25 protein-coding genes and 1 pseudogene are annotated in these 26,916 nt (G+C 62.6%); 21 read left to right on the top strand and 5 right to left on the bottom strand.

Annotated features, from left to right (window positions below; translation table 11 throughout):
• Nucleotides 1–21 precede the first annotated feature (21 nt).
• Both KIO74_RS26090 and KIO74_RS26085 read right to left on the bottom strand, forming a co-directional pair.
• The gene (locus tag KIO74_RS26090) at nt 22–996 is read right to left on the bottom strand and encodes a DUF7064 domain-containing protein (protein WP_213337973.1); all 975 of its coding nucleotides are present in this window, start codon (nt 994–996) and stop codon (nt 22–24) included.
• A 16-nt stretch (nt 997–1,012) separates the two neighbouring features.
• Entirely contained in the window at nt 1,013–2,383 is a 1,371-nt protein-coding gene (locus tag KIO74_RS26085) for a phosphotransferase family protein (RefSeq protein WP_213337972.1), read from the bottom strand.
• 160 nt (nt 2,384–2,543) lie between these two features.
• Between KIO74_RS26085 and KIO74_RS26080 the strand changes: the two genes are divergently transcribed.
• From KIO74_RS26080 to kce, 5 genes are read left to right on the top strand one after another with little or no spacing between them, the layout of a single operon-like run.
• Entirely contained in the window at nt 2,544–3,710 is a 1,167-nt protein-coding gene (locus tag KIO74_RS26080) for an acyl-CoA dehydrogenase family protein (RefSeq protein ID WP_213337971.1), read from the top strand.
• A 14-nt stretch (nt 3,711–3,724) separates the two neighbouring features.
• Nucleotides 3,725–4,201, top strand: a complete 477-nt coding sequence (locus KIO74_RS26075; RefSeq protein WP_213337970.1) for a MaoC family dehydratase — start codon at nt 3,725–3,727, stop codon at nt 4,199–4,201.
• Nucleotides 4,198–5,088, top strand: coding sequence for an HpcH/HpaI aldolase/citrate lyase family protein (locus KIO74_RS26070; protein WP_213337969.1), 891 nt, complete (start codon nt 4,198–4,200; stop codon nt 5,086–5,088). The genes KIO74_RS26075 and KIO74_RS26070 overlap by 4 nt, the downstream gene beginning before the upstream one ends.
• The gene (locus tag KIO74_RS26065; RefSeq protein WP_213337968.1) at nt 5,085–6,350 is read left to right on the top strand and encodes an acetyl-CoA hydrolase/transferase family protein; all 1,266 of its coding nucleotides are present in this window, start codon (nt 5,085–5,087) and stop codon (nt 6,348–6,350) included. The genes KIO74_RS26070 and KIO74_RS26065 overlap by 4 nt, the downstream gene beginning before the upstream one ends.
• A 10-nt stretch (nt 6,351–6,360) precedes the next feature.
• On the top strand, nt 6,361–7,293 hold the full coding sequence (gene kce / locus KIO74_RS26060; protein WP_213337966.1) for a 3,5-dioxohexanoate:acetyl-CoA acetone transferase: 933 nt from the start codon (nt 6,361–6,363) through the stop codon (nt 7,291–7,293).
• 11 nt (nt 7,294–7,304) lie between these two features.
• Here kce and KIO74_RS26055 read toward each other — a convergent pair whose 3' ends face one another.
• Entirely contained in the window at nt 7,305–8,420 is a 1,116-nt protein-coding gene (locus tag KIO74_RS26055; protein WP_291978404.1) for a CaiB/BaiF CoA transferase family protein, read from the bottom strand.
• 142 nt (nt 8,421–8,562) lie between these two features.
• The gene (locus KIO74_RS26050; protein ID WP_213337962.1) at nt 8,563–9,192 is read right to left on the bottom strand and encodes a TetR/AcrR family transcriptional regulator; all 630 of its coding nucleotides are present in this window, start codon (nt 9,190–9,192) and stop codon (nt 8,563–8,565) included.
• A 327-nt stretch (nt 9,193–9,519) separates the two neighbouring features.
• Here KIO74_RS26050 and KIO74_RS26045 point away from each other — a divergent pair, with 327 nt between their 5' ends.
• From KIO74_RS26045 to KIO74_RS25975, 15 genes and pseudogenes are all read left to right on the top strand, one after another.
• A complete protein-coding gene (locus KIO74_RS26045) occupies nt 9,520–10,347 on the top strand; it encodes an ABC transporter ATP-binding protein (RefSeq protein WP_213337960.1) in 828 nt (275 codons plus the stop codon).
• Nucleotides 10,344–11,054, top strand: coding sequence for an ABC transporter ATP-binding protein (locus KIO74_RS26040; RefSeq protein WP_213337958.1), 711 nt, complete (start codon nt 10,344–10,346; stop codon nt 11,052–11,054). The genes KIO74_RS26045 and KIO74_RS26040 overlap by 4 nt, the downstream gene beginning before the upstream one ends.
• Nucleotides 11,055–11,056: 2 nt before the next feature.
• Nucleotides 11,057–11,923: pseudogene (locus KIO74_RS26035) on the top strand (branched-chain amino acid ABC transporter permease).
• 8 nt (nt 11,924–11,931) lie between these two features.
• Complete coding sequence (locus tag KIO74_RS26030; RefSeq protein ID WP_213337956.1) at nt 11,932–13,023, top strand: branched-chain amino acid ABC transporter permease; 1,092 nt, start codon at nt 11,932–11,934, stop codon at nt 13,021–13,023.
• A 28-nt stretch (nt 13,024–13,051) separates the two neighbouring features.
• On the top strand, nt 13,052–13,972 hold the full coding sequence (locus KIO74_RS26025) for an SDR family oxidoreductase (RefSeq protein WP_213337954.1): 921 nt from the start codon (nt 13,052–13,054) through the stop codon (nt 13,970–13,972).
• A gap of 74 nt (nt 13,973–14,046) precedes the next feature.
• On the top strand, nt 14,047–15,192 hold the full coding sequence (locus KIO74_RS26020) for an acyl-CoA dehydrogenase family protein (RefSeq protein WP_291978412.1): 1,146 nt from the start codon (nt 14,047–14,049) through the stop codon (nt 15,190–15,192).
• Between the two features lie 9 nt (nt 15,193–15,201).
• Complete coding sequence (locus tag KIO74_RS26015) at nt 15,202–16,065, top strand: MaoC/PaaZ C-terminal domain-containing protein (protein WP_213337953.1); 864 nt, start codon at nt 15,202–15,204, stop codon at nt 16,063–16,065.
• Nucleotides 16,066–16,131: 66 nt separating this feature from the next.
• Entirely contained in the window at nt 16,132–16,548 is a 417-nt protein-coding gene (locus KIO74_RS26010; protein ID WP_213337951.1) for a Zn-ribbon domain-containing OB-fold protein, read from the top strand.
• Nucleotides 16,545–17,693 (top strand): thiolase C-terminal domain-containing protein, encoded by a 1,149-nt coding sequence (locus KIO74_RS26005; RefSeq protein WP_213337950.1) that lies wholly within the window; start codon nt 16,545–16,547, stop codon nt 17,691–17,693. The genes KIO74_RS26010 and KIO74_RS26005 overlap by 4 nt, the downstream gene beginning before the upstream one ends.
• Nucleotides 17,694–17,776: 83 nt before the next feature.
• Nucleotides 17,777–18,982, top strand: coding sequence for an ABC transporter substrate-binding protein (locus KIO74_RS26000; protein WP_213337949.1), 1,206 nt, complete (start codon nt 17,777–17,779; stop codon nt 18,980–18,982).
• 78 nt (nt 18,983–19,060) lie between these two features.
• Nucleotides 19,061–20,731 carry a long-chain-fatty-acid--CoA ligase gene (locus KIO74_RS25995; RefSeq protein WP_213337948.1) on the top strand — a complete coding sequence of 557 codons (1,671 nt, stop codon included), beginning with the start codon at nt 19,061–19,063 and terminating at the stop codon, nt 20,729–20,731.
• A 597-nt stretch (nt 20,732–21,328) separates the two neighbouring features.
• Nucleotides 21,329–22,246: a Bug family tripartite tricarboxylate transporter substrate binding protein gene (locus KIO74_RS25990; protein ID WP_213337947.1), complete on the top strand. Its 918-nt coding sequence runs from the start codon at nt 21,329–21,331 to the stop codon at nt 22,244–22,246.
• A 149-nt stretch (nt 22,247–22,395) separates the two neighbouring features.
• Nucleotides 22,396–22,980 (top strand): tripartite tricarboxylate transporter TctB family protein, encoded by a 585-nt coding sequence (locus KIO74_RS25985; RefSeq protein ID WP_213337946.1) that lies wholly within the window; start codon nt 22,396–22,398, stop codon nt 22,978–22,980.
• Nucleotides 22,981–22,992: 12 nt separating this feature from the next.
• A complete protein-coding gene (locus KIO74_RS25980; RefSeq protein WP_213339238.1) occupies nt 22,993–24,471 on the top strand; it encodes a tripartite tricarboxylate transporter permease in 1,479 nt (492 codons plus the stop codon).
• A 99-nt stretch (nt 24,472–24,570) separates the two neighbouring features.
• A complete protein-coding gene (locus tag KIO74_RS25975; protein WP_213337945.1) occupies nt 24,571–25,536 on the top strand; it encodes an SMP-30/gluconolactonase/LRE family protein in 966 nt (321 codons plus the stop codon).
• 247 nt (nt 25,537–25,783) lie between these two features.
• On the opposite strand, the gene KIO74_RS25970 is transcribed toward KIO74_RS25975, so the two are convergent.
• Nucleotides 25,784–26,644 carry a LysR family transcriptional regulator gene (locus tag KIO74_RS25970; protein ID WP_213337944.1) on the bottom strand — a complete coding sequence of 287 codons (861 nt, stop codon included), beginning with the start codon at nt 26,642–26,644 and terminating at the stop codon, nt 25,784–25,786.
• 98 nt (nt 26,645–26,742) lie between these two features.
• Here KIO74_RS25970 and KIO74_RS25965 point away from each other — a divergent pair, with 98 nt between their 5' ends.
• Complete coding sequence (locus KIO74_RS25965; RefSeq protein WP_213337943.1) at nt 26,743–26,895, top strand: hypothetical protein; 153 nt, start codon at nt 26,743–26,745, stop codon at nt 26,893–26,895.
• Nucleotides 26,896–26,916 lie beyond the last annotated feature (21 nt).

The raw sequence follows: 26,916 nt of genomic DNA, 5'->3' as shown, positions 1-26,916 counted from the left end.
CTCCCTGGCGCCAGCGTGTTGTCAGCGGGCAGCCCTGTTCCTTCGCGCGAATTCTGACCACGCATGTGTTGGCCACATATCCTGATCTTCACCGTGGCCGAGCTTGCCGTTGATTGTCCATTCGATAAGGCCATTGCTATCGATGAAACTGTGACGATTGATGATGATGCCGCTCAGTCGCCGCCCCTCGGCCAGGAGGGGGCGGCCGAGCGCATCGGTCGCCTCGATGATGATGCGATTGACCCAGCCTGCCTTAGGGCAGCGCTCGACGATGCGTCTGCCCGCCACCAGGTCTGCCGTTTCGCCGTCGCGGATCTGGAAGCCGTAGGCAATCGTGTTCGATTCATCATTCCAGGTGGTCACGGCGAGGAAGGCGTCCCGCGGGGATGCTATGCCTGTGACATAGGCGCTCTTGCCGGGACGATGCTCCGGACGGGGACCCCAGCTGCGGTCGCGAATGGCAAGACAGTCGATCGAAATCGTCTCCCCGTGCAGTACGAGATCGCCGTGAACGCGGCCGAACTGGTCGAAATGGCTGAGATGCTTGAACGATGATCCGGGCTTCCGCAGCGGGCGGGGTGGCATGATCGCTTCATAGGTAAGGGCGAGATCGACGCGGCCTTCGTCCTTGAAGCCAAGCTGGTACTTCGTCAGGGACTCCAGTGTGCGGATCGACACCCCTGTCGGCAGGGCGATGTCGTTGAGATCGGCGTTCTCAGGTAAGCGCAGCGCCGTGTAGTTGGCGGAATAAAGCACCTCCCACGGCAGATGGGCGCTGTCGTCCCATATCCAGGCCCCGCCCGCCACCGTGCCGATGTTGGGGCGCACCATCGTGTAGAGCCATCCGCCTAGACGACGTTCGGGATTGCAGAACGCAAACCAAGCCGTTTCCGTCTCCCACCAACGATCGCTCATGACGTCGAAATGGAAGCTGTCGTCCTTGCCGGTGATAACCGGGCCGGCGGTGTCGTTGCCGGCGGTCTCGATCGCTGACATGGAACCTCTCTGTTACCTAGAACGCGGGAAAACCACGGGTGGCAAGCCCACCCTGCGCATCGGCGTTGAGCTGGGTCTCGCGGATGACGTTGCCGTGGAAGTAGGTGAGGAGGCGCGCCAGCTCGTAATCCCCATCAAGGACACGTCGGGATAGCGCCGCGCGGCCCTCGGCCAGGGAGTTCTGCGGTTTTCCGAAGAAGACGTTGAGGGCAAGCAGTTCCTGCTGTTCCATCGCCGCCGCGTAGCGATCCATCTCGCGAAGATGTTTCATGACTTTCGCGCCGTCCTTCAGGAGAGCGATAGCATGAGGATCAGTGCTGCGCGGTACGATCTCTGTGCGGATGTCCTCGATGATCTTGTTGAACAGCGGTGAACGTGCCGTTTCGGGCTCTACCATCTTGGGCAAAACTGGAAGCTCTATACCCGACGCGGTGGCTATGGCTTCCACCAGAAGCCGGCGGTTCAAGGCGCGCGATACCAGCGAATTGCCCGGAAGCCCGCTGACGTTGCGATGGCGGATGACGACGACACGCAGGGATACGAGGACGCGGTGGAAGTTGAGCCGCACGCGATCGACCCGGATGCCGGAATGGGCTTCATACTCCCTGAGGCGGCCCACGAAATCGGGGACAGGCTCCATCACGCAGCGCATGGAGAACCAGGCGAGGTCGTCCATGGGATCGCCGAGATGCGCCAACTCCCAATCGATCAGCGCCGTCAGGCGGCCTCGGTCGAACAGGAAGTTTCCCGGCCCCGCGTCTCCGTGCACCAGCACGGCGCGGTCATCGACCCTCGGACGGTTGGCCTCAAGCCATGAGAAAGCCAGGTCGATCAGCGGATCGCGACGTCTGGTTTCCTCGTACATCGCGCGCCAGATCTGGATTTCCTCAGTGATCGCAGCCCTGACGCTCAAGTCTTGCCGTGCGAGAGCCCCGAGGTCCAGGGTGCTGATATCGAGCCGATGAAGCGCCGCCAGGGCGGCGACGAAACCCTGGCTGATGGCGAGCCGCGCCGGCTCATCCTTGAGATGCCTGAATTCGGCGATTCCCGCCGCGCGCTCCGTGAGGATCGCCGGGATCGTTTCGTGAGCGGCAACGAGCCGCGGCATCCTGACCGCCGGTTCCTTCACCGCACGATATACAGAGGCCTCGCGCCAGACCGTGTAGGGCTCGACCCCGATGGTGGGGGCCACTTGCACGCGCAGATAAAGCGGCATGAGAGCGCCGCCGTTGCGCGGCTCGATGTCCAGGGCCCATGAATGGCAGCGGTTTCCGCCGGCGATCTGCCTACGATTGACGATCTTTCCGCCGCAGATGTCTTCCACCCAGGTCAGCAGCTCGTCTTGCGTGCCGGGCCGCGCAGCGCTGTCGATGTCCGATGTTCTCATGTGAGGCTGAGATTCCTCCGCAGTCGCTGTTTTCATCGCTTGGATTTTCTTACTTGACACCAATCATTGAAACAAGCGAATTATCAGACCAATAATTCGGCGATGCAAGCCAGCCAGAGCCGGCCCGCGGATTCCGCCGGTGAGGGCCTTCGGAGGTGACATGGATTTCGTGCTGTCCGACGATCAACTTGCCATCGATGAGAGCGTCCGCAAGATATGCGCGCAATTCGATGACGGTTATTGGACCGACTGCGAGGAGAACGCACGTTTTCCGCAAGAATATTATCGATCCATGGCCGATAGCGGCTGGCTGGGCATTACGATGCCGGAAGAGCTGGGCGGCGCAGGTCTTGGCGTAACCGAAGCAGCGATCATGATGCACGCGGTTACATCGAGCGGCGGTGGTTACTCAGCGGCGTCAGCCATTCATATCAACCTGTTCGGCCCGCATTCCATAGTGGTCCACGGTACGCCCGAGCAGAAGCACCGTTGGCTGGTGCCGCTGATCAAGGGCGAGCAGAAGGCCTGTTTCGGCGTAACCGAGCCCGATGCCGGGCTCGACACAACCAGCATCAAGACCTTCGCCACGCGCACAGCCGGCGGCTACAAGGTCAGTGGACGCAAGATCTGGACATCGACCGCCCAGGTCGCGGACAAGATCCTGCTGCTGACCCGCACCACCCCCAAGAGCGAATGCAAGCGCCCGGGCGAGGGGATGACCCTGTTCTACACGGACCTTGACCGCGCGAAGATCGAGGTGCGGCGCATTCACAAGATGGGTCGCAACGCCGTCGATTCCAATGCCGTCTTCATCGACAATATCTTCATTCCCGAAGAGGATCGGGTCGGCGAGGAAGGGCGCGGCTTCGAATATATTTTCCATAGCCTCAATCCGGAGCGCGTGCTGGTGGCGACCGAGGCGATCGGCGTCGGGCGCGACGCGCTGCAGCGGGCCGCCCGCTATGCGAAGGAGCGCGTCGTCTTCGGCCGGCCGATCGGCAAGAACCAGGGCATCCAGCATCCGCTGGCGGAATGCTGGGCCTATCTGGAATCGGCTTACTGGATGTGCCTGCGGGCCGGCTGGCTTTACGATCAGGGGCTTTCGTGCGCCGTGGAGGCCAATTCCGCCAAGCTTCTCGCGGGCAGGGCCGCGTTCCAGAGCTGCACGCGTGCCGTGCTGACCCACGGCGGTATGGGATATGCGCGTGAATATCAGGTGGAACGTCTGTTCCGGGAGTCGATCCTGACGCGGATCGCTCCCGTCAGCGAGGAGCTCATCCTCTCATTCCTCGCTGAGAAAGCGCTTGGATTGCCGAAATCCTACTAATCGGGAGGACAGGGATGCCCGCGCCCTATTTCGACGAACTCCATATCGGCCAGACATTTCGGCATGAACTGCGCCGGACTGTCACGGAGGCTGACAATGTCTTCTTCAGTGCACTGACCCATAACCCGGCTTTGCTGCATCTCGATGAGGAATACTGCCGGACGGAGACGGAATTTGGCCAGCGGCTGGTGAACTCCGCCTTTACGCTCGGTCTCATGGTTGGCATCTCGGTCGCCGACACGACGCTTGGCAAGGCGGTCGCCAATCTCGGCTGGGACGAGGTGCGCTTCCCCAAACCCGTTTTTCACGGCGACACGCTGCGCGTCGAGACCGAGGTCCATGATCTGCGCGAGAGCAAATCGCGGCCGAACGCGGGCATCGTCACCTTCATCCACCGTGCCTATAACCAGAGGGGCGAGCTCGTCGCTTCTTGCAAGCGATCCGGCTTGCAGCTCAAGAGGACCGGACCAGCGCCGGAGCGACAGGCATGACCATCCGTTCCTGGCTTTTCATTCCCGGTGACAGCGACAAGAAGCTCGGCAAGGCGGAGGGGGCTGGCGCCGATGCGCTGATCCTCGATCTCGAGGACGCGGTGGCTCCGGAGCGCAAGGCCGATGCCCGTTCCATGATCCGTACCTTCCTCGACGCCCGGCCGCCGTCCAAACGGCAGGCACAACTCTGGATCCGCATCAATCCGCTCGATGACGGCGCGCTTGCCGACCTTGCCGCCACCATGGGAGGAATTCCTGACGGGATCCTGGTGCCAAAGACGAACGGCCCCGCCGATGTGCTGCGTCTCAGCCACTACCTCGACGCCTTCGAGGCGCGGGAGGGGCTCGAAAGCGGCCGCACGCGCGTCATGTCGGTCGCCACCGAAACCCCGGTCGCGCCCCTGCGCCTCGCCCAGTTTGCCGACGTCGCGCTCCCGAGGCTGCTGGGGTTTACCTGGGGGGCGGAGGATCTGAGCGCGGCGATCGGCGCAAGCACAAACCGCGATGCGACGGGGCAATGGGCTTTCACCTACCAGTGGGTGCGCTCGGCGACCCTGCTCGCGGCGAAGTCGGCCGGTGTCCTTGCCATCGAAACCCTCTATGCGGATTTCCGCGACACGGATGGCCTGCTCGCATCCTGCGTCGCCGCCGCCAACGAGGGCTTCACGGGCCGCATCGCCATCCACCCGGCGCAGGTCGAGACCATCAACACGGCCTTCGCTCCTTCGGCGGCTGCGGTCGACCATGCCCGCCGCGTCGTCGCGGCCTTCGAGGCGAGCCCCGGCGCCGGCACGGTGGGGCTCGATGGCCGCATGCTGGATATCCCCCATCTCAAGCAGGCACGCTACATTCTCGACCTGCATCTCGCTTGTCAGTCCCGGTCATGAGCGTGGCCGCGGCGCATCTCGACACCGTGCTCGACCAGTGCGTCGCCGGTTCGCATGTCTATCTCCCCGGCTCGGCGGGCGCGCCACGGGATCTCGTGGCGGCGCTTGAGCTTGATCCGGAACGGTCGCGGGGCGTGAGCCTGACGACGAGCTTCGTGCCGGGAATCAACACGCTCGATCTAGACCGCCTGCACCCCACCGCACGCGTGTCCGGCCTCTTCATGCAGCCCGGCTTCCGTAACGCCCAGCGCGACGGGCGTTTCCGGCACCTGGCGATGTCCTACCATGGCTTCGTGAAGCACGTGGACGAGCGCCTCGTCCCGACGCTCGTGGTGGTGACGGTGTCGCTTCCGGACCGCCACGGCCGCGTGTCCCTTGGCGCTGCGGTGGAGTTCACGCCGCAGGTGCTGGCGCGCGCCGTGCGCCGGGTGGCCGTGGTCAATGCGAACATGCCCTTTGTGTCCGGGGCGCCGACCATGCCGCTCGCGGCCTTCGATTTGTGGGTGGAATCCTCCGCGCCCCTTCCAATCTATGAACCCGGCACGTCGGGGGGTGAGGCCTTGGCGATCGCTCGCCACATTGCGACGCTTGTCCGCGACGGCGCAGCCTTGCAGGTCGGGCTCGGCAAGGTGCCGGACGCGCTGTTCGGCTTGCTGCATGATCGGCGGCGGCTGCGTCTGCATTCGGGAATGCTGTCGGACGGCGCGATCGCGCTCGCGGACAAAGGGCTGCTCGACCCCGACTTTCGCCATGTCACCTGCGTGCTCGTCGGTAGCCGCAGGCTCTACGACTGGTCGGCCACGCAGGATGTCATCGCCGTTCAACCCTGCTCGGTGACCCATAATCCCCGCAATCTGGCCACGATCGACGGGCTGCTGGCCGTCAATTCCGCGCTGACGGTCGATCTGCTTGGCCAGTGCGACCTCGAGACGGCCGGCGGCAGGGCAGTCAGTGGGGTGGGGGGTGCGCCGGATTTCGCGCGCGGCGCGCGTCAGGCGCCGGGCGGCCTCAGCATCGTCGCCCTGCCGTCCACCTATGCGAAAGGCGGCGAGGCCGTGTCACGGATCGTGCCGCGGCTCGGCGCGGGCCACATCGCTTCCATTGCCCGCACGGATGTGGACGTGATCGTCACGGAACACGGCATCGCCGACCTTCGTGGTCGGTCTGTCCCCGAACGGGCCGAGGCGTTGATCGCGATCGCCGCGCCGGCGCACCAGCCGGACCTGATGACGGCTTGGCGTGCCATCCAAGAGAAACTTTAAGGAGGACAACGTGAAGAAAGCCGACAAAGTCATCATCAGTTGCGCCATCACAGGCTCGATCCATACGCCCTCGATGTCGCCCTATCTGCCGGTCACGCCCGAGCAGATCGCCGAGCAGGCCGTGGGCGCGGCTCAAGCCGGCGCGGCCATCCTGCATCTGCACGCGCGTGTGCCGGAAACCGGCAAGCCGTCGCAGTCTCCGGACTTGTTCGCCCGGTTCCTGCCGACGATCAAGGAGCAGACCGACGCCATCGTCAACATCACCACGGGCGGCGGGCTTGGCATGACGCTCGACGAGCGCCTCGCGGCGGCAAAATGGGCCAAGCCCGAAATCGCCTCCATGAACATGGGTTCGTTCAACTTCAATATCTCGGGCGCGGCCGGCCGGGTGCGCGAGTTCAAATACGATTGGGAATTGCCCTACCTGGAAATGACCAAGGGCTTCATCCTGTCGAATACGTTCGATCAGATCGAGCGGGGCATGCGGGAACTGGGCGATTTCGGCACACGCTTCGAATACGAGTGCTACGATGTCGGCCATCTCTACAATCTGGCGCATTTCGCCGATCGCGGCATCGTCAAGCCGCCGTTCTTCGTGCAGTCGATCTTCGGCATCCTCGGCGGCATCGCGCCCCAGCCCGAGCACATGCTTCATATGAAGGCGACCGCCGACAAGCTGTTCGGCGATGACTACTACCTGTCCATCCTGGCCGCCGGCCGCCACCAGATGCCGCTTGTTACCATGGGCGCCATCCTCGGCGGCAATGTCCGCGTCGGTCTGGAGGACTCGCTCTATCTCGGCCGCGGCCAACTCGCCAAGTCGAACGCCGAGCAGGTCGCGAAGATCAGGCGCATCCTCGAGGAACTGTCCCTGGAGATCGCCACGCCGGACGACGCGCGCCGGATGCTGGAGACCAAGGGCGCCAGCAACGTCGGGTTCTGAGACCGTGCAAGTCACCCGGCTATTCGGGTGGCCTTGCCGTTCCATTCCGCCAGCACGGCGCCAATCTCGCTTCTGGCGCCGGGCATGCTGCGCAGTTTGCCAGGCGTGCGGCTGAAGCGCGGCGCCGGTGCCGGATTGAGGACGCCGCCCACCTTGGCGAAGACGTCGCGCGCGACGTTCTGGCGGTGCAAGGGGCTTTCGGACAGGCTGAGGACAGGTGCAAAGCAGCAGTCCGTGCCTTCGAGAAGATCGCACCATTCGTCGCGGGTGCGCGACAGGAACAAGCGCGTGAAACGGGCACGCAGCACGTCCCAGCCGGCGCGGTCCGTCTGCGCGGGCAAGTCTTCGTTGATGAGACCCGCGCGTTCCAGAAACTCGCGATAAAATTTCGTCTCGATAGCGGCGATCGAAACGTAGAGCCCATCCTTGGTTTCGTAGACGCCGTAGTAGGGCGCTCCCCCATCCAGCAGGTTGGAGCCGCGTTCATCGTTCCACAACCCGGCCTGCAACTGGCCGTGGAAGGCCGCCATCAGGCTCGCCACGCCGTCGATCATCGCGGCGTCGATGACCTGACCCTTGCCGGAGCGCTGCGCCTCGATCACCGCCGCCAACACGCCCATGGCGAGGTAAAGGGAGCCCCCACCGAAATCGCCAACCAGATTGAGTGGAATGGCGGGCGGCCCGTTGCGGCTGCCGATGGCGCCCAGCGCCCCGGTGATGGCGATGTAATTGAGGTCATGCCCGGCGGACTGGCTGAGAGGCCCGGTCTGGCCCCAGCCCGTCATGCGCGCGTAGACGAGACGCCTGTTGCGCGATAGGCAGATGTCGGGCGCCAGCCCGAGCTTCTCCATGACCCCGGGGCGATAGCCCTCAACAAGGACATCGGCGGCCTCGACCAGCTCGAGCGCTGCCTCGACACCCTTGGGGGACTTCAGGTCCACGGTCACCGACCGCTTGTTGCGATTGAGCAGATCGTACCGCTCGGGGATGTTCCATTCGCTGTCGGCGTGGTTCGGTCGCTGCACGCAGATCACGTCAGCGCCGAGATCCGCCAGCAGCATGCCGCAGAACGGAGCCGGGCCGATGCCCGCCATCTCCACGATTTTTGTGCCGGTGAGAGGTTCCACCCTGTGTCCTTTGCAGTCGCGATCCTGCCTGCCGATGACGGCGTCCCGCCTCGGGGAGGCAGCTGGCGGCATAAGACGAGGTTATGAGGTTGATCGATCCGCTAATTTTCAAACATCACGCGGGAGCCCTAACGTCCCGGTGTCACGCACCGACATCGGCGGATGCTGGCGCGGCCGCCCCTTTGAGAATAGCGATCGTTTTCCTGGCAACTTCAGACGGAGAAAGCTTCCCCGCCGGATTGTACCAGATTGCCGTTCCGTTCAGGGCGGCAAGATATGTGAACATGAATATAGTCTTATCGATATGCGGCGCGAGATCGAGGCGATTGATTATCTCCGTAATCAGCTGCTCGTGCGCCTTGCGCTGCGCCACAAGCTTGCGAATACTGTCATCACTCAGTGTAGCAGGCGGCTTGGGCGAGATCAGGACACGGAAGCCTTCGGCCGCAAGCATGGCCTCGCAATGGGCAACGGCCGCCAGTTCCAGCCGCTCCCAGGGATCGGACGACTGCGAGACGGCAGCGCGGACAGCGTCAGAAATCTTGGCGATGCCACGGCGCATGACCTCGACAAACAAATCTTCCTTGGATGGAAAATAATAGTAGATGGATGCGGTCTTGATCGAGATGGCATCGGCGATGTCACGGATCGAGGTGCCGTCATATCCCTTCATCGTGAAAAGGTCACGCGCGACAGAGAGTATCTGATGCTCACGATTGTCGAAATTGGCCATGTCGTGATGAGGCTCGGGCGTTTTATTGGCGCGTTTCACGCTTTTCCCTTGCGTCATCGTGTAGCCCCGTTTGGATAACGTATCGTTTGATGCCGCGCGGATAATTTGTGAATTCGTACCATGCAGGGCATTATTTCATACTCGATCAGTAGCGCCAAAAACCAATTGTCGGACGATCAGTAACGCAGGAATCGATCATCAGGCCATTGACATTGTAGTTCAATCTACCTAACGATCAATAGATAAAAATAACGGAGGATTCTAATGGCATGCGTCATCCTTCAGCCGGGTGCTTTTAAAGCATTGGCCGCACGACGTACTGTTCCCGGTCGCGCCTGATTGTGCTCGGCAGCCATGGCGAGTGATATGGTCAACTCGATATCGGCCGGTCCGCTTCCTGCGAGCGCCGCCCGGGATGACGATTCGCGTTCGGTGATCCTTCGGGTCAGCGGCCTGACGGTTCGCTTCGGCGGTATCGTGGCCCTGAATGATGTGAGCTTCGATGTCGGAAACGGCGAAATCTACGGGATCATCGGCCCGAATGGCGCGGGGAAGACGACGCTCTTCAACTGTCTCAGCCGTCTAGCGCCGATCGGGGCGGATGCGATCGAATTCGACGGCGTGAAGCTCGGCCGGCTCAGTCCATCCCGCATGGTCGGCCTGGGCATCGGCCGGACGTTCCAGAACCTCGCGCTGTTTCGCTCCCTGTCGGTGATCGAGAACATCATGCTGGGCGCCCACAGCCGCACCAGGGGTGGCGTGCTCAGTAACGTCTTCCGTCTTCCTGTCGCGAGACGGGAAGAGGACCGTGTCCGCGATGAGGCCTGGGAGCTCGCAAAGCTCGTCGGCCTCGATGCGGTGGGACATGTCAGCGCGGGAGATCTGCCCTTCGGCTTTCAGAAGCGTATCGAACTGGCGCGCGCGCTGGCGGCCTGGCCGAAGCTGCTCCTGCTCGACGAGCCGGCGGCGGGCCTGATCCACGACGAAGTGGAGGCGCTCGGCGATCTGGTGGTCGATCTGCGCGCCAGACTCGGCCTCACCGTGCTCATTGTCGAGCATCACATGGGCTTCATCATGAAGCTTTGCGATCGGATCGTTGTTTTGAACTTCGGGCGAAATATCGCTGAAGGGATACCGAGCGCGGTCCAGAAGAACGAAGATGTCCTGCAAGCTTATCTGGGGACTGCGCAATGAGCGCATTGCTGAGCATCGAGCGGCTTGAGGCGTCTTACGGGCGCACCCGCGTCCTCCATGGCATCGACTTGCAAGTGCGGCGCGACGGCATTTCGGCGCTGCTCGGCGCCAACGGCGCGGGCAAGACGAGCACGATCCGCGCGATCTGCGGCGTGATCCCGGTCCGCGGCAGGATAGTCCTCGACGGCGAAAACATCGCCGGCCGGGCGATTGAGAATGTTGCCAGGCTCGGTGTGGCGCATGTGCCCGAGAACCGTGGCACCTTCGTGCATCTGTCCGTCCACGACAATCTCCGCGTTGGCGCGCATATCCGCAAGGACCGCGCCGTCGAGGCCGATATCGAGCGCTTCTACACGTATTTTCCACGCTTGAAGCAGCGCTGGCGGCAACAGGCGGGGACGCTCTCCGGGGGTGAGCAGCAGATGCTGGCCCTGAGCCGCGCCCTGATGCAGAGACCCCGTGTTCTGCTGCTCGACGAGCCATCCTTCGGTCTGGCGCCGCTGGTCGTCGCGGAGATCTTCGAGATCCTGCGTCAGGTCAACCGTGAGAGCGGCGTCGGCATGCTGCTGGTCGAGCAGAACGCCAACATGGCCCTGCAGCTGGCCGACTACGGCTATGTGCTGGAGGCCGGGCAGATCGCGTTGCATGGCGACGCCGCGGACCTCATGCGCGACGACGCCATTCGCCGCTCCTATCTTGGACATTGAGAATGACCGAGTTCCTGCATCAGCTGGTGGCCGGCATCGCGACGGGTGGCATCTATGCCAGCCTCGCGCTTGCCCTGGTCATGATCTATCAGACGACTCATCACGTGAATTTCGCGCAAGGCGAGATGGCGACAGCCTCCACTTTCGGCGCCTGGTATCTGCTCAGTACGGGCCTGTCCTATTGGCTCGTGTTCGCGCTGGTTCTGGGCGCTTCCTTCATCGTCGGCGCCCTGGTCGAACGCGTCGTGATGAAACGCGTGAGCGGCCGTTCCGACTTTGCCTTCGTCGCGGTGTCGGTCGGGCTGCTTATCGTGTTCAACAGCGCCAGCAGCTGGATCGGCGGCACCGAGATACGGCAGTTTCCCAGCCCGTTCCCGAGCTTTCTCGGCGGGCGTCTCGTTTCCGCCCATGAAGTCGGTTCGTTCCTCGTGACACTGATCGTGCTCTGCGCGCTGCTGGGCTTCCTGCGCTTCACGCCTTTTTGACTGGCGATGCGAGCCGCCGCGCAGAACCCGCTCTCCAGCCGTTTTGTCGGCATCCGGGTCGACTGGGTGTTGACGATCGGATGGGGGCTTGCCGCCGCGATCGGCGCGGTCGCGGGCATGATGATCGCGCCGGTCGTCTTCCTCGAGCCAAACATGATGGGTGGCGTGCTGCTCTATGCCTTCGCCGGCGCCTTGCTGGGCGGCATCGACAATCCGTGGGGGGCGGTTGTCGGCGGTTTCGTGGTCGGCATGTTCGAGAACATCATCGGCGTCTACATCGCTGGTCCGGAGCTCAAGCTGACGGTGGCGCTCGCGCTGATCGTCGCCGTGGTGATGGTGCGGCCGGCCGGCCTGTTCGGCCGGGCGCTCACGGCGCGGGTCTAGGAATGGCGATGAACATGCACAACAGCCAGATCGACACCAGCCAGACCCGCGCAAACGTGCCGGCGGCGCTTCGTTACAGCCTGCCGCTTGTCATCCTTGTCGGCCTCGCCCTTTTGCCCCTGGTGGTCAGCGGCTACGGAACATTCCAGCTGACCATGCTGATGAACTATGCCATCGCCATTCTGGGCATCGTCGTTCTCACGGGGTATTGCGGGCAGATTTCGCTAGGGCAGGGCGCCTTCTACGGGCTCGGTGCCTATGTGGCGGCGATCCTCATCGACAAGGCACATGTGTCCTATCTGCTCGCCTTGCCGCTCGCGGCGCTGACAACCTTCCTCTTCGGCGCGCTGTTCAGCCTGCCGGCCCTGCGGCTGAAGGGGCTCTATCTGGCGCTCGCCACCTTCTCGCTGGCGATCGCCTTTCCGCAACTGTTGAAACATCCGGCAATCGAAGGGCTGACGGGCGGCGTGCTTGGCATCGCCCTGATGCCGCCGGAGGCGCCGTCATTCCTGCCTCTCACCGCTGATCACTGGCTCTATCTGATCGCCCTCCTGTCGGCCGCCTTTGCCCTCTTCGCGACGCTCGGCCTGTTGCGCAGCCGTATCGGACGCGCTTTCATCGCGATCCGCGACAACCCCATCGCCGCTGTCGCGATGGGGGTCGACCTGCCGCGCTACAAGGCGTTGGCCTTCGCCTTCAGCGCGATGCTGACGGGGGCTGCGGGCGCGCTCAGCGCCATCACCGTGCAGTATGTGGCGCCGGACAGCTTCACCATGTTCCTGTCGATCACCTTGCTCGTGGGCGCGGTGATCGGCGGCGTGAACTCGGTCTGGGGGGTGATCTTCGGGGCCCTGTTCATCCAGTTCGTGCCAAATGTCGCGGACCAGTTGTCGAAGTCCGCGCCTTGGATGGCTTATGGCCTCGCGCTGATCCTCGTGGTCGTCTTCCTGCCGGACGGCGTCTCCAGCTTGTTCCGCCGGCTGTTTGACCACCTCTTTCCGAACATGGCCCAGCGGCAAACAGGGCCCCGTGGCCTGCCCGGCCTCGACAATCCCGGCACGGCGGCGCGCCCGGCGCCTGCTGCCAGCCCTTCCCAATGACATCAGAATTGATCGAAAAGGACCAAGCATGGCCAAGAAACCCAATCTCGAAGACCGGGTGGTCGTCGTCACCGGAGGCGGACGTGGCATCGGGCGCGAAATCGCGCTGATGGCGGCCGCCGAGGGCGCGGCGGTGGTGGTCAATGACTTCGGCGGCTCGACGAGCGGCGAAGGGGCCGATCAGGAGCCGGCCCATGAGGTGGTGGAAGGGATCAAGTCCACAGGTGGACGGGCCGTGGCCAACACCGACAGCGTGGCCGATCCGAACGGCGCCAAGCGTATCATCGAAACCGCGATGGATAGCTTCGGCAAGGTCGACGGCGTCGTCAACAACGCCGGCATTCTCCGCGACAAGATCTTTCACCAGATGTCGGAAGAGGATTTCAACCTCGTCCTCGACGTCCATGTCCGAGGCAGTTTCTACGTTGCGCGCGCGGCGGCGCCGCATATGCGCAAGCAGCAATCCGGCAGCATGGTGCATATGACGTCGACGTCATCGCTGATCGGCAACATTGCCCAGGCGAACTATGCCGCCGCCAAGGCCGGCGTCGCATCCCTGTCGCGCGCGATCGCCATCGACATGCAACGTTTCGGCGTCCGGTCGAACTGCATCGCGCCCTTCGCCTGGAGCCGCCTGATCAACACGATGCCGGAAGAAGCGATGGCGCGGAATTTCGATGTCGAGAAAATGAAGGCCGTTTCGCCGGCCAAGATGGCGCCGCTTGTCATCTTCCTGCTCAGCGATCTCGCCGACGATGTCACGGGCCAGATCTTCGCCGCGCGCAAGAATGAGGTTTTCCTCATGAGCCAGCCGCGCCCCGTCCGCCAGATCCACAAGGATGGCGGCTGGACGGTGGAGGCCCTGGCGGAGACCATGCTGCCCTCGTTCAGGCCAGCACTGGTACCGCTCGAAAGCTCCGCCGACGTCTTCGCGTGGGAAGCGATCTGAGCAGACCGTCAGTCATTTAAGCATAATTCTATCGGACGATAGATAGATACAACGTATAGGCTTGGAGCGAGAGCGTGGCCGAAGATTTCAATGGCGTGACCGCTGCGGAACTGGCGCTGTTCCGCGACAGCTTTCGCAGCTTCTGCGAACGGGAGGTGGTGCCGCACCGTGACCAATGGCGCGAGGAAGGCATGGTCTCACACGCGGTGTGGCGGAAAGCGGGCGAAGCCGGCTTCCTCCTCGCCAGCTGCCCGGTCGAACTTGGCGGCGCCGGCGGCGACTATCGTCACGAGGCCATCATCATCGAGGAACTGGCGCGTATCGGCTTCCTCGACTTCAATATCCACCTGCACAACGCGGTCGTCGCACCCTACCTCTATCACTACGCCACGCCCGATCAGATCGAGCGTTGGATGCCAAGGCTCTTTACCGGCGAGTTGATCGGCGCAATCGCCATGTCGGAGCCTGGCGCCGGCTCCGATCTGAAGGCGATACGCACGACGGCGCGGCGGGATGGCGCGTCCTACGTGATCAAAGGCCAGAAGACCTTCATCTCGAACGGTCAACTGAGCAATTTCATCATCGTGGCGTGCCAGACCGATCCGGCTGACGGGCAGAAAGGCATTTCGCTGATCGCTGTGGAGACGGATCAGGCTGAGGGCTTCCGGCGCGGGAGCAAACTCAACAAGATCGGCTTGCGCGCGCAGGACACGTCGGAACTCTTCTTCGACGATGTCCGGGTGCCCGCCGCCAACCTGATCGGCGAGGCGGGGAAGGGCTTTGTCCATATGATGAAGCAGCTCCCGCAGGAGCGGCTGACCATCGCCGTGCAGGGCGTCGCCTGCATGGAAGCAGCCCTCGAGGCCACGCTGACCTATGTGAAGGACCGGCAGGCCTTCGGCAAGCGTGTCTTCGACTTCCAGAACACCCGCTTCGTCCTCGCCAATGCCAAGACGGAAACCGAGATCGCCCGTGTTTTCGTCGATCATTGCGTCGCGAAGCTGCTAGTCGGCGAACTCGACGCCGTGAAGGCGGCGATGTCGAAGCTGTGGGTTACGGATCGCCAGACGCATCTGATCGACGAGTGCCTGCAACTGTTCGGCGGCTACGGCTATACGCTCGATTACCCGATCTCGCGTATGTGGACAGACGCTCGAATCCAGAAGATCTACGGCGGAACGAACGAGATCATGAAAGAAATCATCGCTCGGTCACTTTAGGGGGAGCGGATGTCCAAGCTGAATACGCTGAAAGGCAGGCATTTCCCGCCGGTCGAACACCATTTCACCTGGAAAGACGCGGCCCTCTACGCCCTGGGCGTGGGCCTGGGGCAGGACATCAGCGACCCGCGCCAACTGCGGTTCGTCTATGAAAACGGCATGCTGGCCCTGCCGACCATGCCGGTCATTCTCGCCAGCCCGGGGTTCTGGATCCAGGATCCGGAACTCGGCATCGACTGGAAGCAGATCCTGCACGGCGAGCAGGGCATCGAGCTGCTTGGGGCGCTGCCGGCGGAGGGGACGATCATCGGCCAGGCGGCCGTCCTCGACGTGGTGGACAAGGGGCCTGACAAAGGCGCGTTCATCTTCATGGAAAACCGCCTCACGGACAAGGCCACGGGCCGGCCTATCGCTACTCTCACCTCCACGGTCGTCTGCCGGGGCGATGGCGGTTTTGGCGGCAAAGCGGGCCCGGTGCCTCAACCCCACGCCTTGCCGGCACGTCCGGCGGATCTGACCTGGGACTTCCAGGCGCAAAAGCAGGCGGCGCTGATCTACCGGCTGAGCGGGGATGACAATCCGCTCCATGTCGATCCGGAGATCGCCCGCAGTGCCGGCTTCTCCGAGCCGATCCTGCATGGTCTGTGCACGCTCGGCATCGCCGGCCATGGGCTGTTGCGCAATGTCTGCGACTACGACCCCGCGCGCCTGCGCAAGATGAACCTCAGATTTTCCAGCCCGGTATTCCCCGGCGAGACCATCCGCACCGAGATCTGGCATGAGGGGGCTGGCGTCTGCGGCTTCCGTTGTGTGGTCGTGGAGCGCGGGGTCGTCGCGATCAGTAATGGTTACGCCGAAATATCGCAAGTGTAGCCAATGATGTAGCCAAGGATAGAGGCTTTCCGCGCATCCGGCGCAGAGTATGGAGTTGACCTCGACATGATGGAAGTGTTTGGCGCAGCGCCGCTGCCCACCCCTGAAACAGAGCATTTCTGGGCAGGCACCCGCGAGGGAAGGCTTTTGCTGCAGAAATGCACGTCGTGCGATCACGTCTATTTTCCGCCACGGCCGTTCTGCCCGGCTTGCGCATCGCGCGCCGTGAACGTGTTCCGGGCGAGCGGCAAAGCCCGCCTCTACAGCTATTCGATTGACTACGTGAACGGCCGCGATGGTCTTCCCGTCGCCGTCGCCGTTGTGCAGCTCGACGAAGGCGTGAAAATGATGAGCAACCTGCGCGACGTCGCGCCAACGCCCGAGGCGCTCGTGCTCGACATGAAACTCGAGGTGGTCTTCGAACGCCTCGACGATGCCATTACCATTCCGCAGTTCAGGCCGGCCCGGGAGGGCGCGATATGAGCCGGGTGAAGGCCGCCATCGTCGCCGCTGCCGAGACGACAGAGCTTGGCGTCATTCCCGGCGCCTCGGCCATCCAACTGCATGCCGACGCCGCCCTCAACGCCATCGCGCAGGCCGGCCTCAAACTGTCCGACATCGACGGCATCGCCTGCGCCGGCGAGGAGCCGATCGAAGTCGCGCACTATCTCGGGCTGAAGCCGCTCTGGATGGACGGCACCAATATCGGCGGCTGCAGCTTCATCAGCCATGTGCGGCATGCCACCGCCGCGATCCAGGCCGGGCAATGCAAGACTGTGCTGATCACCCACGGGGAAAGCGGCCGCTCGAAACTGGGCATGCGGGGCTGGTGGCCGGTGCATCCCTATAGCCAGATGGGCCAGTTCGAGATGCCCTACAGCAAGCCGTTCCCGCCGGTGCTGTTCGGCCTGCCGATCCTGCGCTACATGAAGACCTATGGCGTGACGGCGGAGCAACTGGCGACGGTCCCGGTGATCCAGCGCGAATGGGCCGCGCCCAATCCCCGCGCATTTCTACGGAAGCCGCTGTCGGTGCAGGACGTGCTCAACTCGAAGATGATCGCCTATCCGCTTCATCTGCGCGAATGCTGCGTCGTGACCGACGGGGGTGGGGCGCTCATTGTGACCTCAGTGGACCGTGCGGCCGATTTCCCGACCAGCCCGGTTTACATCATCGGCAGCGGGGAGAGCACCGAGACGCCGATGATCAGCCAGATGGACGATTTCAGTTCCTCGCGTGCCTTCTCGATGTCGGGCGCGGCGGCCTTTGCGGATGCCGGCATTACCCATGACGATGTCGACCACCTGATGATCTACGACGCCTTCGCCCACGTGCCCCTGTTCGGGCTCGAGGATCTCGGCTTCGTTGCGCGGGGTGATGCCGGTGCGTTCGTCGCGGACAGGAACACGGCGCCGGGCGGGCGCTTGCCAATGAACACCAACGGTGGCGGGCTGAACTATGCCCATTCCGGCATGTACGGGATGTATGCGCTGCAGGAGAGCGTGCGTCAGCTGCGCCGCACCGCGAGCTATCAGGTGGAAGGTGTCGAGATCTCTGTGTGTCATGGCGTCGGCTACATGTTCGGCGCGGCGTCTACGGTTGTTCTATCAAACCAGGCGAAGTTGTAAGGACGAGCTGGACAGCATCGAGAAAATTATGATCCAGCTTAGAAAAGCAGACTTAAATCCTAAAAAACAAGCCGGAGGAAAGTATGAAGCTGTCAATCAAGCAAACAATATTGGGACCGACGGTCGCACTTGCGCTGTCCGCAACGCCTTTGATGGCACGTGACGGCGTCACCGACACGGAAGTCAAGCTCGGCAACAGTGTCCCCTACAGCGGACCAGCGTCAGCCTTCGGGATAACCGGACGCAGCCTGACGGCCTTCTTCAATAAAGTGAACGACGAGGGGGGCATAGCCGGACGCAAGGTGAAGCTTATTTCGCTTGACGATGCCTACAGCCCGCCGAAAGCCGTCGAGGCCACGCGGCAACTCGTCGAACGGGATGGTGTCCTTGCGATGTTCGCCGTGCTCGGGTCCGCCAACAACGTTGCTATCCGCAACTATTTGAATGCCAAGAAGGTCCCGCAGCTGTTCACCTCGTCGGGCGCAACGACTCTTTCGGATAATCCCGCCAAATACCCATGGACCATGGGTTGGACGCCGACCTACCAGGCGGAGGGTGCGATCTATGGGCGGCACATCCTCAAGAATTTTCCCGACGCCAAGATCGCGGTACTTTACCAGAACGACGATTTCGGCAAGGATTACCTGGTGGGGCTGAAGAAGGGCCTAGGCGACAAAGCCGACGAGATGCTGGTCGCGGTGCAGTCCTACGAGCTCAGCGATCCGACCGTGAACTCGCAGATCATCAGCCTGCAAGCGAGCGGCGCCAATGTGTTCGTGGACATCACCACACCGAAGTTCGGCGCGCAGGCCATCAAGAAGGTCGCTGAGCTCGGCTGGAAGCCGACGCATTACATCTCGTTCGTGTCGTCGTCGGTCGGCTCCGTGCTGGCCCCCGCTGGCCTGGACAACGCGAAGGGCATTCTGACGGTGCAGTTCGTCAAGGATCCCAATGATCCGCAATGGGCCACCGACGAAGGGTTCATGGCCTGGAAGGCCTTTATGGACAAGTACATGCCAGGTGAATCGCAGAAGGACCCGAATGCGGTGACCGGCTTTTCGCAGGCCGAGACCATGAAGCACGTGCTTGAGAAGGCAGGCAAGGATCTGACGCGCGACAGCGTGATGAAGGCCGCCCAGAACATCAAGGACCTGCAGCTGTCGATGTTCTTACCGGGCATCACGTTGAATACATCACCGACCGACTACGCGCCGGTCAAATGTCTCAAGCTGGCGGAGTTCAACGGCAGTTCCTGGGCTGTCCAGGACGAGTTGATTTGTGCAGAATGATATCAAACGACTGGCTTCGCGCCGTCCCGTCGGTGCGAAGATTTTATCAGGAACTGTTTCATCGCGGAGAAACTTGTGATGAATGGCCTCATGATGGACGCCCCGCTTCTGCTCTCGGGCCTCATCGAGTATGCAGCCGAGTATCATTCGGGAACAGGCATCGTGGCCCGGGACATAGAGGGCGACATTGTCCGGCTGAACTATGCGCAGTCGCACCGGCGCATCAAGCAACTGGCCAAGGGCCTGAGGCGCCTTGGTGTGCGGGCGACCACGCGCGTCGCGTCGCTGGCGTGGAGCACGCATCGGCACTTCGAGTGCTTCTACGCCGTGACGGGTATCCAGGCGGTCCTGCACACCGTCAATCCAAGGCTTTATGACGAACAGATCATATACATCATAAACCATGCCGAAGATGAGTTTCTTCTGGTCGATACCGCGTCTCTTTCGATCGTTGAACGTATTGCCGATCGCCTTCCCAAAATTCGGAACTTCATAATCATGGCGGAGGCGGGCCGCGTACCGCCGAACACGCTTCGTGACGTGATCGTCTACGAGGATGTTGTGGCCGGCGAGGATGGAGATTTTGAATGGCCTTCCTTCGACGAGCGTTCCGCCTCGACGATCTGTTACACCTCGGGCAGCACCGGCAATCCGAAGGGGGTGGTCTATTCGCACCGCGCGAGCATGTTGCAGACAATGACCAACGCGACGGCCTCGTGGATGCCGGGTACACGCAACGGCGTACGCGAAGTCCTGATGCCGGTCGCGCCAATGTTCCACGGAAATGCCTGGAACCAGCCGTTCCTGTGCTGCTACACCGGCAGCAAGCTGGTGCTTCCCGGCCGCGCGTTCGAGCCTGAAAAGCTGTTCGAGCTCATCGACGGCGAGCAAGTCTCGATCGCCGCGGCCGTGCCGACGGTCTGGATGATCCTGACCGACTGGATGAAGACGATCGGGAAGCGTCCGTCCGCGTTGCGGCTCGCCATGCTAAGCGGCTCGCCGCCGTCGCGTGAGCTGATGCGAACGCTTGTAACGGATTTCAACCTCGACACCTTCCTCAACTATGGGTCGACAGAAGTGCTGGGCGGATCCGCGGGCACCCGCGTTCCGCTCGACGCCGGCACCGTCATTGAGGATGAAATGGGCGAGCGGCTGAGATCTGGCCGCGCTATGTTCACCCCGAAGATCCGCATCGTCGATGAGAACGGGACGAGCCTTCCGAAGGACGGCGTCAGCAAGGGCCATGTGCAATTCAAAGGCACATGGGTCGCGTCCGGATATCTCAACGGGGAGGGCGGGAGCCCGCTCGATAGTGAAGGGTGGTTCTTTACCGGTGATATCGGCTCGATTGACAGCCAGGGGCGGATCGTCATCAGCGATCGCGCAAAGGATATCGTCAAGTCGGGCGGCGAATGGATTAGTTCACAGGAACTCGAGGCAGCCGCGGCGAGCCATCCCGATGTGGCCCATGCATCGGTAATCGGTGTACCGCACCCGAAATGGCAGGAGCGGCCGCTGCTGATCATCATCCGTAAACCGGGCGCTCAGGTGGACGCCGACGAACTCCTCAAACATCTCGCCCAGCGTGTCGCGAAATGGTGGCTGCCTGACGCGATCGAATTTGTTGACGAGCTTCCCATGACGGGGACCGGCAAGGTCCACAAGCCGACCCTGCGCGCGCAGTACAAGGACTACAAACTGGCGCCGGAGCCTGCCGCGAAGCCGCAGGCCGAGGTTCGTTTGTCATGAGGGGCGCGCGTCATTTGCGCGATCCGTTGGCGGCGCCAAGCTCGCCGACGGTGTCAGGACGCCGGCCGGCAAGCGGGCGCTATACTAGATATGTTGTGAGAACAACGTCTCGCAGAACTCGCGCGAGGGCGAAATTCAACGGAAACTGCTTTCCGGTGGCGATGTCAGGGAAGGGGGTGAAGCTTTTAGGGAAAGGCGGACGCCGCCGTTTCGCGCAATCGACGCCGGCGTGACGGATGGACGCGCCTCGCCCAAAGGCCCTGAACGTCCGTGACCTACCCGACCGCAAGTTTAGCATTGACAAGGTCCTTGGAGTATTTATCGATCGATAGGTAGATAAGCGGCTGACCGATGGTGAGGGGCATTCTGCTCGGTCTGCCGGAACCTTTCGCAGGATTTGGGCAACTCCCGTTCAAGGCCGCAAAGAAGCGTATTCAAAAATATTTTCTATCGCAAATTTCAGTTTTCAAAAATGGAACGCGACGCGCTTTGAGCCGATGCGACCAAACAAAACAGCATCGATAATGAAAAGCGATGAGGAGGAAAAATATGGAACGACGAGAATTCGTGGCTGGACTTGCAACCGCGGGAGCCTTCATGGCGGTCGTGTCTCGGGGCGGCGCGCAGGCGCAAAGCTGGCCGGCCAAGGACATTGAGCTGCTGGTCGGCCAGGGCGCCGGCGGCACGACCGACCTCGTGGCTCGCGCCGTTGCGACCGCCATGGAGCCGGATCTCCGTCGCACGATCATTATCAAGAACACGCCGGGCGCCGCCAGCAATGCGGCCATCGCGCAACTCGTCGCCTCTCCGCCGGACGGCTACCGAATGGTGACGATCGGCGTATCGAACTTCCTCGCGCCCTATACCACCGACGCGACATTCGATCCGTGGGCGCTGACGCCCATCGGCGTTGCCGGCGAGATCGTCTATGGCATCGGGGTCGGGCGCAACTCGCCGGCAAAGTCGATCGCCGAGCTCGTGGCGCTTGGCAAGACGAAGACGGTTTCCTACACCTCATCGGCCGTCGCAGGCACCCGCGCCATGGCGCAACTCGGCAAGCTGACGGGTGCGAAATTCCGCTGGATTCCAACGACAGGCGGGCCGGAGGCGGTGCTTCAGGCCGCCGGCGGCCATGTCGACGCCGTGATCCAGGCGCCAGCCGACATGGTGCCGATGATCGAATCGGGAGAACTGCGACTGCTGGCGTCGGCGGGACGCGTCCGCTGGCCAGCTTATCCCGAGGTCAAGACATTGATTGAGCAGGGCTATGATGCGGTGAGCCTGTCGTTCGTGGGCTTCGCGGCCCCGCCCAAGCTCGATGTGGCTATCCAGAAGCGGCTGGAAGCGGCCTTCGTGGCCGCCTGCGCGAAGCCGGAGGTGAGCGCCGCGATTGCCAAATTCGGCTTGGTTCCCAGCGGAACCCCCGGCTCCGACTTGACGAGACTCGTCAAGGAATCGGCGCCGGACCTGATCGCGATCTTGAGTGAAGCCGGCATGCTCAAGAAGAAGCCCTGACGCCCCTCTTGCCTGTCGACCGTACTGCCTTAGCGGCGCAGGCGGCTTCGGACTGTCTCTGGAGCAAGTCTGCTTGTCGCCGTCTTGCTCTGGCGCCAGTAGCCGGTCCACTGGCCGCGAGATTGGCTGTTCCATCGTTCTGGAGCGACATGATGCATACGGAACCTTCGTCCAAGACGCCCTTGCCGTTGAAGATACCCCAAACGGGCGAGACCGGCGGCGCGGATGTTGCGCCGGCTGTAGCTCAAAGCAATGTCGGGCGTTGGGTCACGGGCCTGCTGATCGTCGTCATGGTGCTTGCCGTCTGGCAGGCTTCGCGACTGGACCTTTGGGCGCTCGAGGGCCCCGGCCCGGGGCTGATACCGCTGATCGCCGCCGTTGTCGGCGTGATCACGGGGCTCCTGGCGTTGGTGGCGCCCGGCACGCCAACCGCCGCCGCCGGCGAGGAGGGTGATGACGGGCCCGTCGAAGAGGCGGAGCAGCGCAGCTTCCGCGTCTACGTGGTCGCGCTGATCGGCCTCGTCGTCGGGGTCTTCATCGGCGGGTTCATCGCGACGACGACCGTGGTGACCGTGTTCATCCTGCGTTTCGGGGAACGGCGGCCCTGGCACACCTCGATCAGCTACGCGGTCGCGGTCGCGCTTGTTGGCGACATCGTCTTTGGGCGGTTTCTTGGCGTGGCACTGCCGGCAGGCATGATCGAGCACGTCCTTGCGTCTTTTACACAGGGGTGAGACGTGATCGAGATGCTCCTCCTTGGCTTCAGTGTCGCGCTGACGCCCGAAAACCTGCTCTTCTGCTTCATCGGCGTGCTTCTCGGCACGATCGTCGGCATCCTGCCGGGTCTTGGCCCGTTGACGACAATCTCCCTGCTCATCCCCGTGACCTACAGCATGAACATGACGTCGGCGATCATCATGCTCTCCGGCATCTACTATGGTGTCGCCTATGGCGGCACCATCACGTCGGTCCTGATGCGCATTCCAGGCGAGGCGTCGTCCGTCGTCACTTGCCTCGACGGCTATCAGATGGCGAAAAAGGGCAGGGCGGGCGCAGCACTCGGGATCGCCGCCTTCGGCTCGTTTTTCGCCGGAACCGTCGGCGTCGTCGCGGTGTCGATCCTTTCGCCGCCGCTGACCAAGCTGATTCTCGCCTTCGGGCCCGCGGAATACGCCATGATGATGCTGGCCGGGCTCATCCTCGTCAGCTATCTCTCGAGCACCAGCCTGCCCCGCGCGCTTCTCATGGTCGCCGCCGGCCTCCTCTTGGGTAATGTCGGGACGGATCCGCTGAACCTTCAGCCGCGTTTCACCTTCGGCTCGCTCACGCTCGCGGACGGCATCGATCTCGTCCCCCTGGCGATCGGGCTTTTCGGCCTGTCCGAGGTCCTTTTTCTCGCCAGACAGAAGGAGAACAAGGCGCAACTCCTCAGCGCGCCCAAGGGGTTGCTGGCCTTTGTACCGAGCCGGGAGGAGACCCGTCGCTCAGTGGCGCCCGTGGCGCGCGGCACGGTGCTTGGCTTTCTCGTCGGCCTGTTGCCGGGAGGCGGCGCGACCATGGCCTCGTTCTTGTCCTACTCCGTTGAAAAGAAGCTGTCGCGCAATCCAAAAGAATTCGGCCATGGCGCTGTTGAAGGCTTGGCTGGGCCGGAGGCGGCCAACAACGCCGGGACCGCTGGAGCGTTCGTTCCGTTGCTATGCATGGGTCTGCCCGCCAATGCGATCACCGCACTACTGATCGGTGCATTCATGATTCATGGCGTGGTGCCCGGCCCGACGCTGATCAACCGGCAGCCCGAGGTGTTCTGGGGTGTTCTGGTCAGCATGTATATCGGCAACGTCATGTTGGTTGCGCTCAACCTGCCTTTGGTCGGCTTGTTCGTCCGCATTCTGTCCGTCCCGCGGGCCTTCCTGGCGCCGGTGATCCTGACGGTCAGCATGATCGGCGTGCATTCGACGCGCAGCGACCCGTTCGATGTCGTGATCGCGGTATTCTTCGGCTTCGTTGGCTATCTGCTGCGGCTCGGGCGGTTTGACATCGGTCTGTTGATACTCGCCTTTGTGCTCGGCCCGCTGTTCGAACGGTCCGCGCGGCAGGCGCTTGCGATTTCCGACGGCGACTTCGGAATATTTCTCAGCAGCCCGATATCGACGACATTTGTGATCATCGCAGTGGGGCTGTTCCTGCTGGGCTTCAAACCCTCGCGGCCGGCGACGGCATCCTAGGTCACGGCGCCGGGAAAGCCGCCGGCGCCGAATTGTGATGCAACGCGATGATTACGCACGACGCGCGACATGATCGAGACCAACAACGGATGGCGCCCCATGACCCATGATCTTCACCCCAACGACATCACGGTCGTCACGTCCGGCCTCACCTTTCCGGAAGGGCCTGTCTGGTGCGACGACGGCTCGGTTGCTGTCGTCGAGATGGTTGGGCAGAGGGTGACACGCATAGATGCGGACGGGCGCAAGACACTGGTCGGAAAGACGGCCGGTGGCCCGAACGGTATGGCTTTGGGCCCGAATGGCGATTTCTTCATCTGCAACAACGGCGGCGTGAAATGGTATGAGCAAGATGGCGCCATCCATCTCAACGGTGTGCCAGACGGATACAACGGCGGCTGGATCGAGCGCATGGATCCTCGCACCGGCGCTGTGACAAATCTTTACAAGGGGTGCGGTGAACATCGCCTAAACTCGCCCAATGACATTGTTTTTGACAGGAATGGCGGGTTCTACTTCACGGATCTCGGGCGTAACCATCCGCGATATCGGGACCATGGAGCCATCTACTATGCGTGGCCTGACGGATCGTTCATCAGGGAGGTGGCGTATCCGCTGCTCACGCCGAACGGCATCGGCCTGTCGCCCGACGAGCGGGTGCTTTATGTCGCCGAAACAGAGACGTGCCGGCTTTGGTCTTTCGATCTTGCGGAGCCGGGCGCGGCGTCAGCCGACAACGCCCGGGCGCCGCATGGCGGCCGAGTTCTATGCGGCCTTCCCGGCTACCAGAAGTTCGACAGCCTGGCAGTCGACGCCGATGGCAATATCCATGTGGCGACATTGCTCAGCGGGGCCATCACCGTCATCACGCCTCATGGAGCCGTCGTTGAGACGGTGCTGTTCGACGATCCCTTCACCACCAACATCTGCTTCGGCGATGACGACCGCAAGACCCAGTTTGTGACCTTATCGAGCCGCGGCCTGCTCGCAAAACGCCGCGTCACAACGCGCGGATTGGCGCTCAAGTTTTCAGGTGTCGTAGGCGGTGATATCGCGGTTGGCTAGAGTTCAGGCGGCCTCAAGAGGAACGATCTGAGCAGGGTCATGGCACATAGGCGGGCTTGCCGAAGCGCGGGGGTGTCGATGAGCTCCAGAAAGCTTCCGTTCTGGACATATCAGCATGCGCTTTGCTATCGATGTCTTCGGCCTTGAGACAAAGAACTCGGGTATCTCTTGTGGGCGAACTGATCGGAATTTCTAGGCATCGCGGAGAGCGGTGGCGAATGAACCCGTTCCGAGGATACACAGCGTCTCAGGATTGCAGCTTCCCGATGTGGCGGTTCACAGTGTCAATGAACGCGCGCAAACGGTGAAGGCGCCGGATGTCGCGATGATAACCCATCCAGATATCCCGTCCGGGCGGTTCCTCTGGCAGATCGAGCCGACGCAGTCCTGCCAGCTGATCGCCGACGACCTGCGGCAGAACCGCGATGCCGATGCCCTGGTAGGCCATGCGTCCCTGGACATTGCGATTGTTGGAGCGCAGGACGGTCCGGGCGTTCGGGAAGCTCTGCTCGAGCCAGGTGATATCAGGGAACTGCCCGGTGGACGTGTCGTGAGTGATCAGCCGAAAGCCGGTGCCGTCGCCAAAGGCCGGCTCGGGAGAGCCAACTCCGACATAGGCGCCGTAAGCCAACCGGACCAGGCGTCTCTGGACAATGTCGGGCGTGTCGAACGGCACGATGCGGAAGGCGATGTCGGCCTCCCGCTGGGCAAGGCTGAACAGGCGAGTGCCCGTCAGGATCTCGACGTCGACCAGAGGATACGCGTCTACGTAGTCGGCGATGATCGGAGGCAGGACATACGCGCCGAACCAATCGGCAGATGAGATCCGCAAGCTTCCTTGCAGTTTCTGTTCCTGACCGGCAAGCCGCCGCTCCATGGCCAGTGCGCCTTCCTCCATCTGTTCGGCCAGCGTGATGACGGCGGCGCCTTCCTCCGTCGGCACGAAACCGTCGGCGGTTCTCTGAAACAGCGTCTGGCCGGTGGCATGCTCCAGCGCCCTGAGGCGCCGTCCCACCGTCGGGTGACTGAGATTCAGAGCGCGGGCGGCGGCCCCCAAACTGCCGGTGCGCGCAATGGCCAGGAAAATTCTGACGTCGCTCCATTCCATGTCGCGCTCCTACAGAAATGAACGTGATGCGTTCACTATCGTCAGTTCACGAATGAATTTGAATCCCTAGTTTCTGACCATGCCGAATCGCCGTCGCGATGGCTCGGCAGAGCATCGCGATCGTCGGTGCCCGCACGGACCCGGCGAGCATTACCCAGGCTTTCATCGTCGCCATCCTGTGCATCGCCTGTTGCCTCGCCGCCGGCGCCGCACTGGGCATTACGCTCGCCCGGCGGTCCGGCGCGGGATGAGGAAGCGCGCGGGATCGCCCA

It is taken from the genome of Chelatococcus sp. HY11 (genome assembly GCF_018398335.1).
Lineage (GTDB): Bacteria > Pseudomonadota > Alphaproteobacteria > Rhizobiales > Beijerinckiaceae > Chelatococcus.
This window is presented reverse-complemented; position numbering and strand designations above follow the sequence as displayed.

Coding starts and splice junctions, on each gene's coding strand:
- KIO74_RS26090 (WP_213337973.1), bottom strand. CDS start 996: ATGTCAGCGATCGAGACCGCCGGCAACGACACCGCCGGCCCGGTTATC.
- KIO74_RS26085 (WP_213337972.1), bottom strand. CDS start 2,383: ATGAGAACATCGGACATCGACAGCGCTGCGCGGCCCGGCACGCAAGAC.
- KIO74_RS26080 (WP_213337971.1), top strand. CDS start 2,544: ATGGATTTCGTGCTGTCCGACGATCAACTTGCCATCGATGAGAGCGTC.
- KIO74_RS26075 (WP_213337970.1), top strand. CDS start 3,725: ATGCCCGCGCCCTATTTCGACGAACTCCATATCGGCCAGACATTTCGG.
- KIO74_RS26070 (WP_213337969.1), top strand. CDS start 4,198: ATGACCATCCGTTCCTGGCTTTTCATTCCCGGTGACAGCGACAAGAAG.
- KIO74_RS26065 (WP_213337968.1), top strand. CDS start 5,085: ATGAGCGTGGCCGCGGCGCATCTCGACACCGTGCTCGACCAGTGCGTC.
- KIO74_RS26045 (WP_213337960.1), top strand. CDS start 9,520: ATGGTCAACTCGATATCGGCCGGTCCGCTTCCTGCGAGCGCCGCCCGG.
- KIO74_RS26040 (WP_213337958.1), top strand. CDS start 10,344: ATGAGCGCATTGCTGAGCATCGAGCGGCTTGAGGCGTCTTACGGGCGC.
- KIO74_RS26030 (WP_213337956.1), top strand. CDS start 11,932: ATGAACATGCACAACAGCCAGATCGACACCAGCCAGACCCGCGCAAAC.
- KIO74_RS26025 (WP_213337954.1), top strand. CDS start 13,052: ATGGCCAAGAAACCCAATCTCGAAGACCGGGTGGTCGTCGTCACCGGA.
- KIO74_RS26015 (WP_213337953.1), top strand. CDS start 15,202: ATGTCCAAGCTGAATACGCTGAAAGGCAGGCATTTCCCGCCGGTCGAA.
- KIO74_RS26010 (WP_213337951.1), top strand. CDS start 16,132: ATGATGGAAGTGTTTGGCGCAGCGCCGCTGCCCACCCCTGAAACAGAG.
- KIO74_RS26005 (WP_213337950.1), top strand. CDS start 16,545: ATGAGCCGGGTGAAGGCCGCCATCGTCGCCGCTGCCGAGACGACAGAG.
- KIO74_RS26000 (WP_213337949.1), top strand. CDS start 17,777: ATGAAGCTGTCAATCAAGCAAACAATATTGGGACCGACGGTCGCACTT.
- KIO74_RS25995 (WP_213337948.1), top strand. CDS start 19,061: ATGAATGGCCTCATGATGGACGCCCCGCTTCTGCTCTCGGGCCTCATC.
- KIO74_RS25990 (WP_213337947.1), top strand. CDS start 21,329: ATGGCGGTCGTGTCTCGGGGCGGCGCGCAGGCGCAAAGCTGGCCGGCC.
- KIO74_RS25985 (WP_213337946.1), top strand. CDS start 22,396: ATGATGCATACGGAACCTTCGTCCAAGACGCCCTTGCCGTTGAAGATA.
- KIO74_RS25980 (WP_213339238.1), top strand. CDS start 22,993: ATGCTCCTCCTTGGCTTCAGTGTCGCGCTGACGCCCGAAAACCTGCTC.
- KIO74_RS25975 (WP_213337945.1), top strand. CDS start 24,571: ATGACCCATGATCTTCACCCCAACGACATCACGGTCGTCACGTCCGGC.
- KIO74_RS25970 (WP_213337944.1), bottom strand. CDS start 26,644: ATGGAATGGAGCGACGTCAGAATTTTCCTGGCCATTGCGCGCACCGGC.
- KIO74_RS25965 (WP_213337943.1), top strand. CDS start 26,743: ATGGCTCGGCAGAGCATCGCGATCGTCGGTGCCCGCACGGACCCGGCG.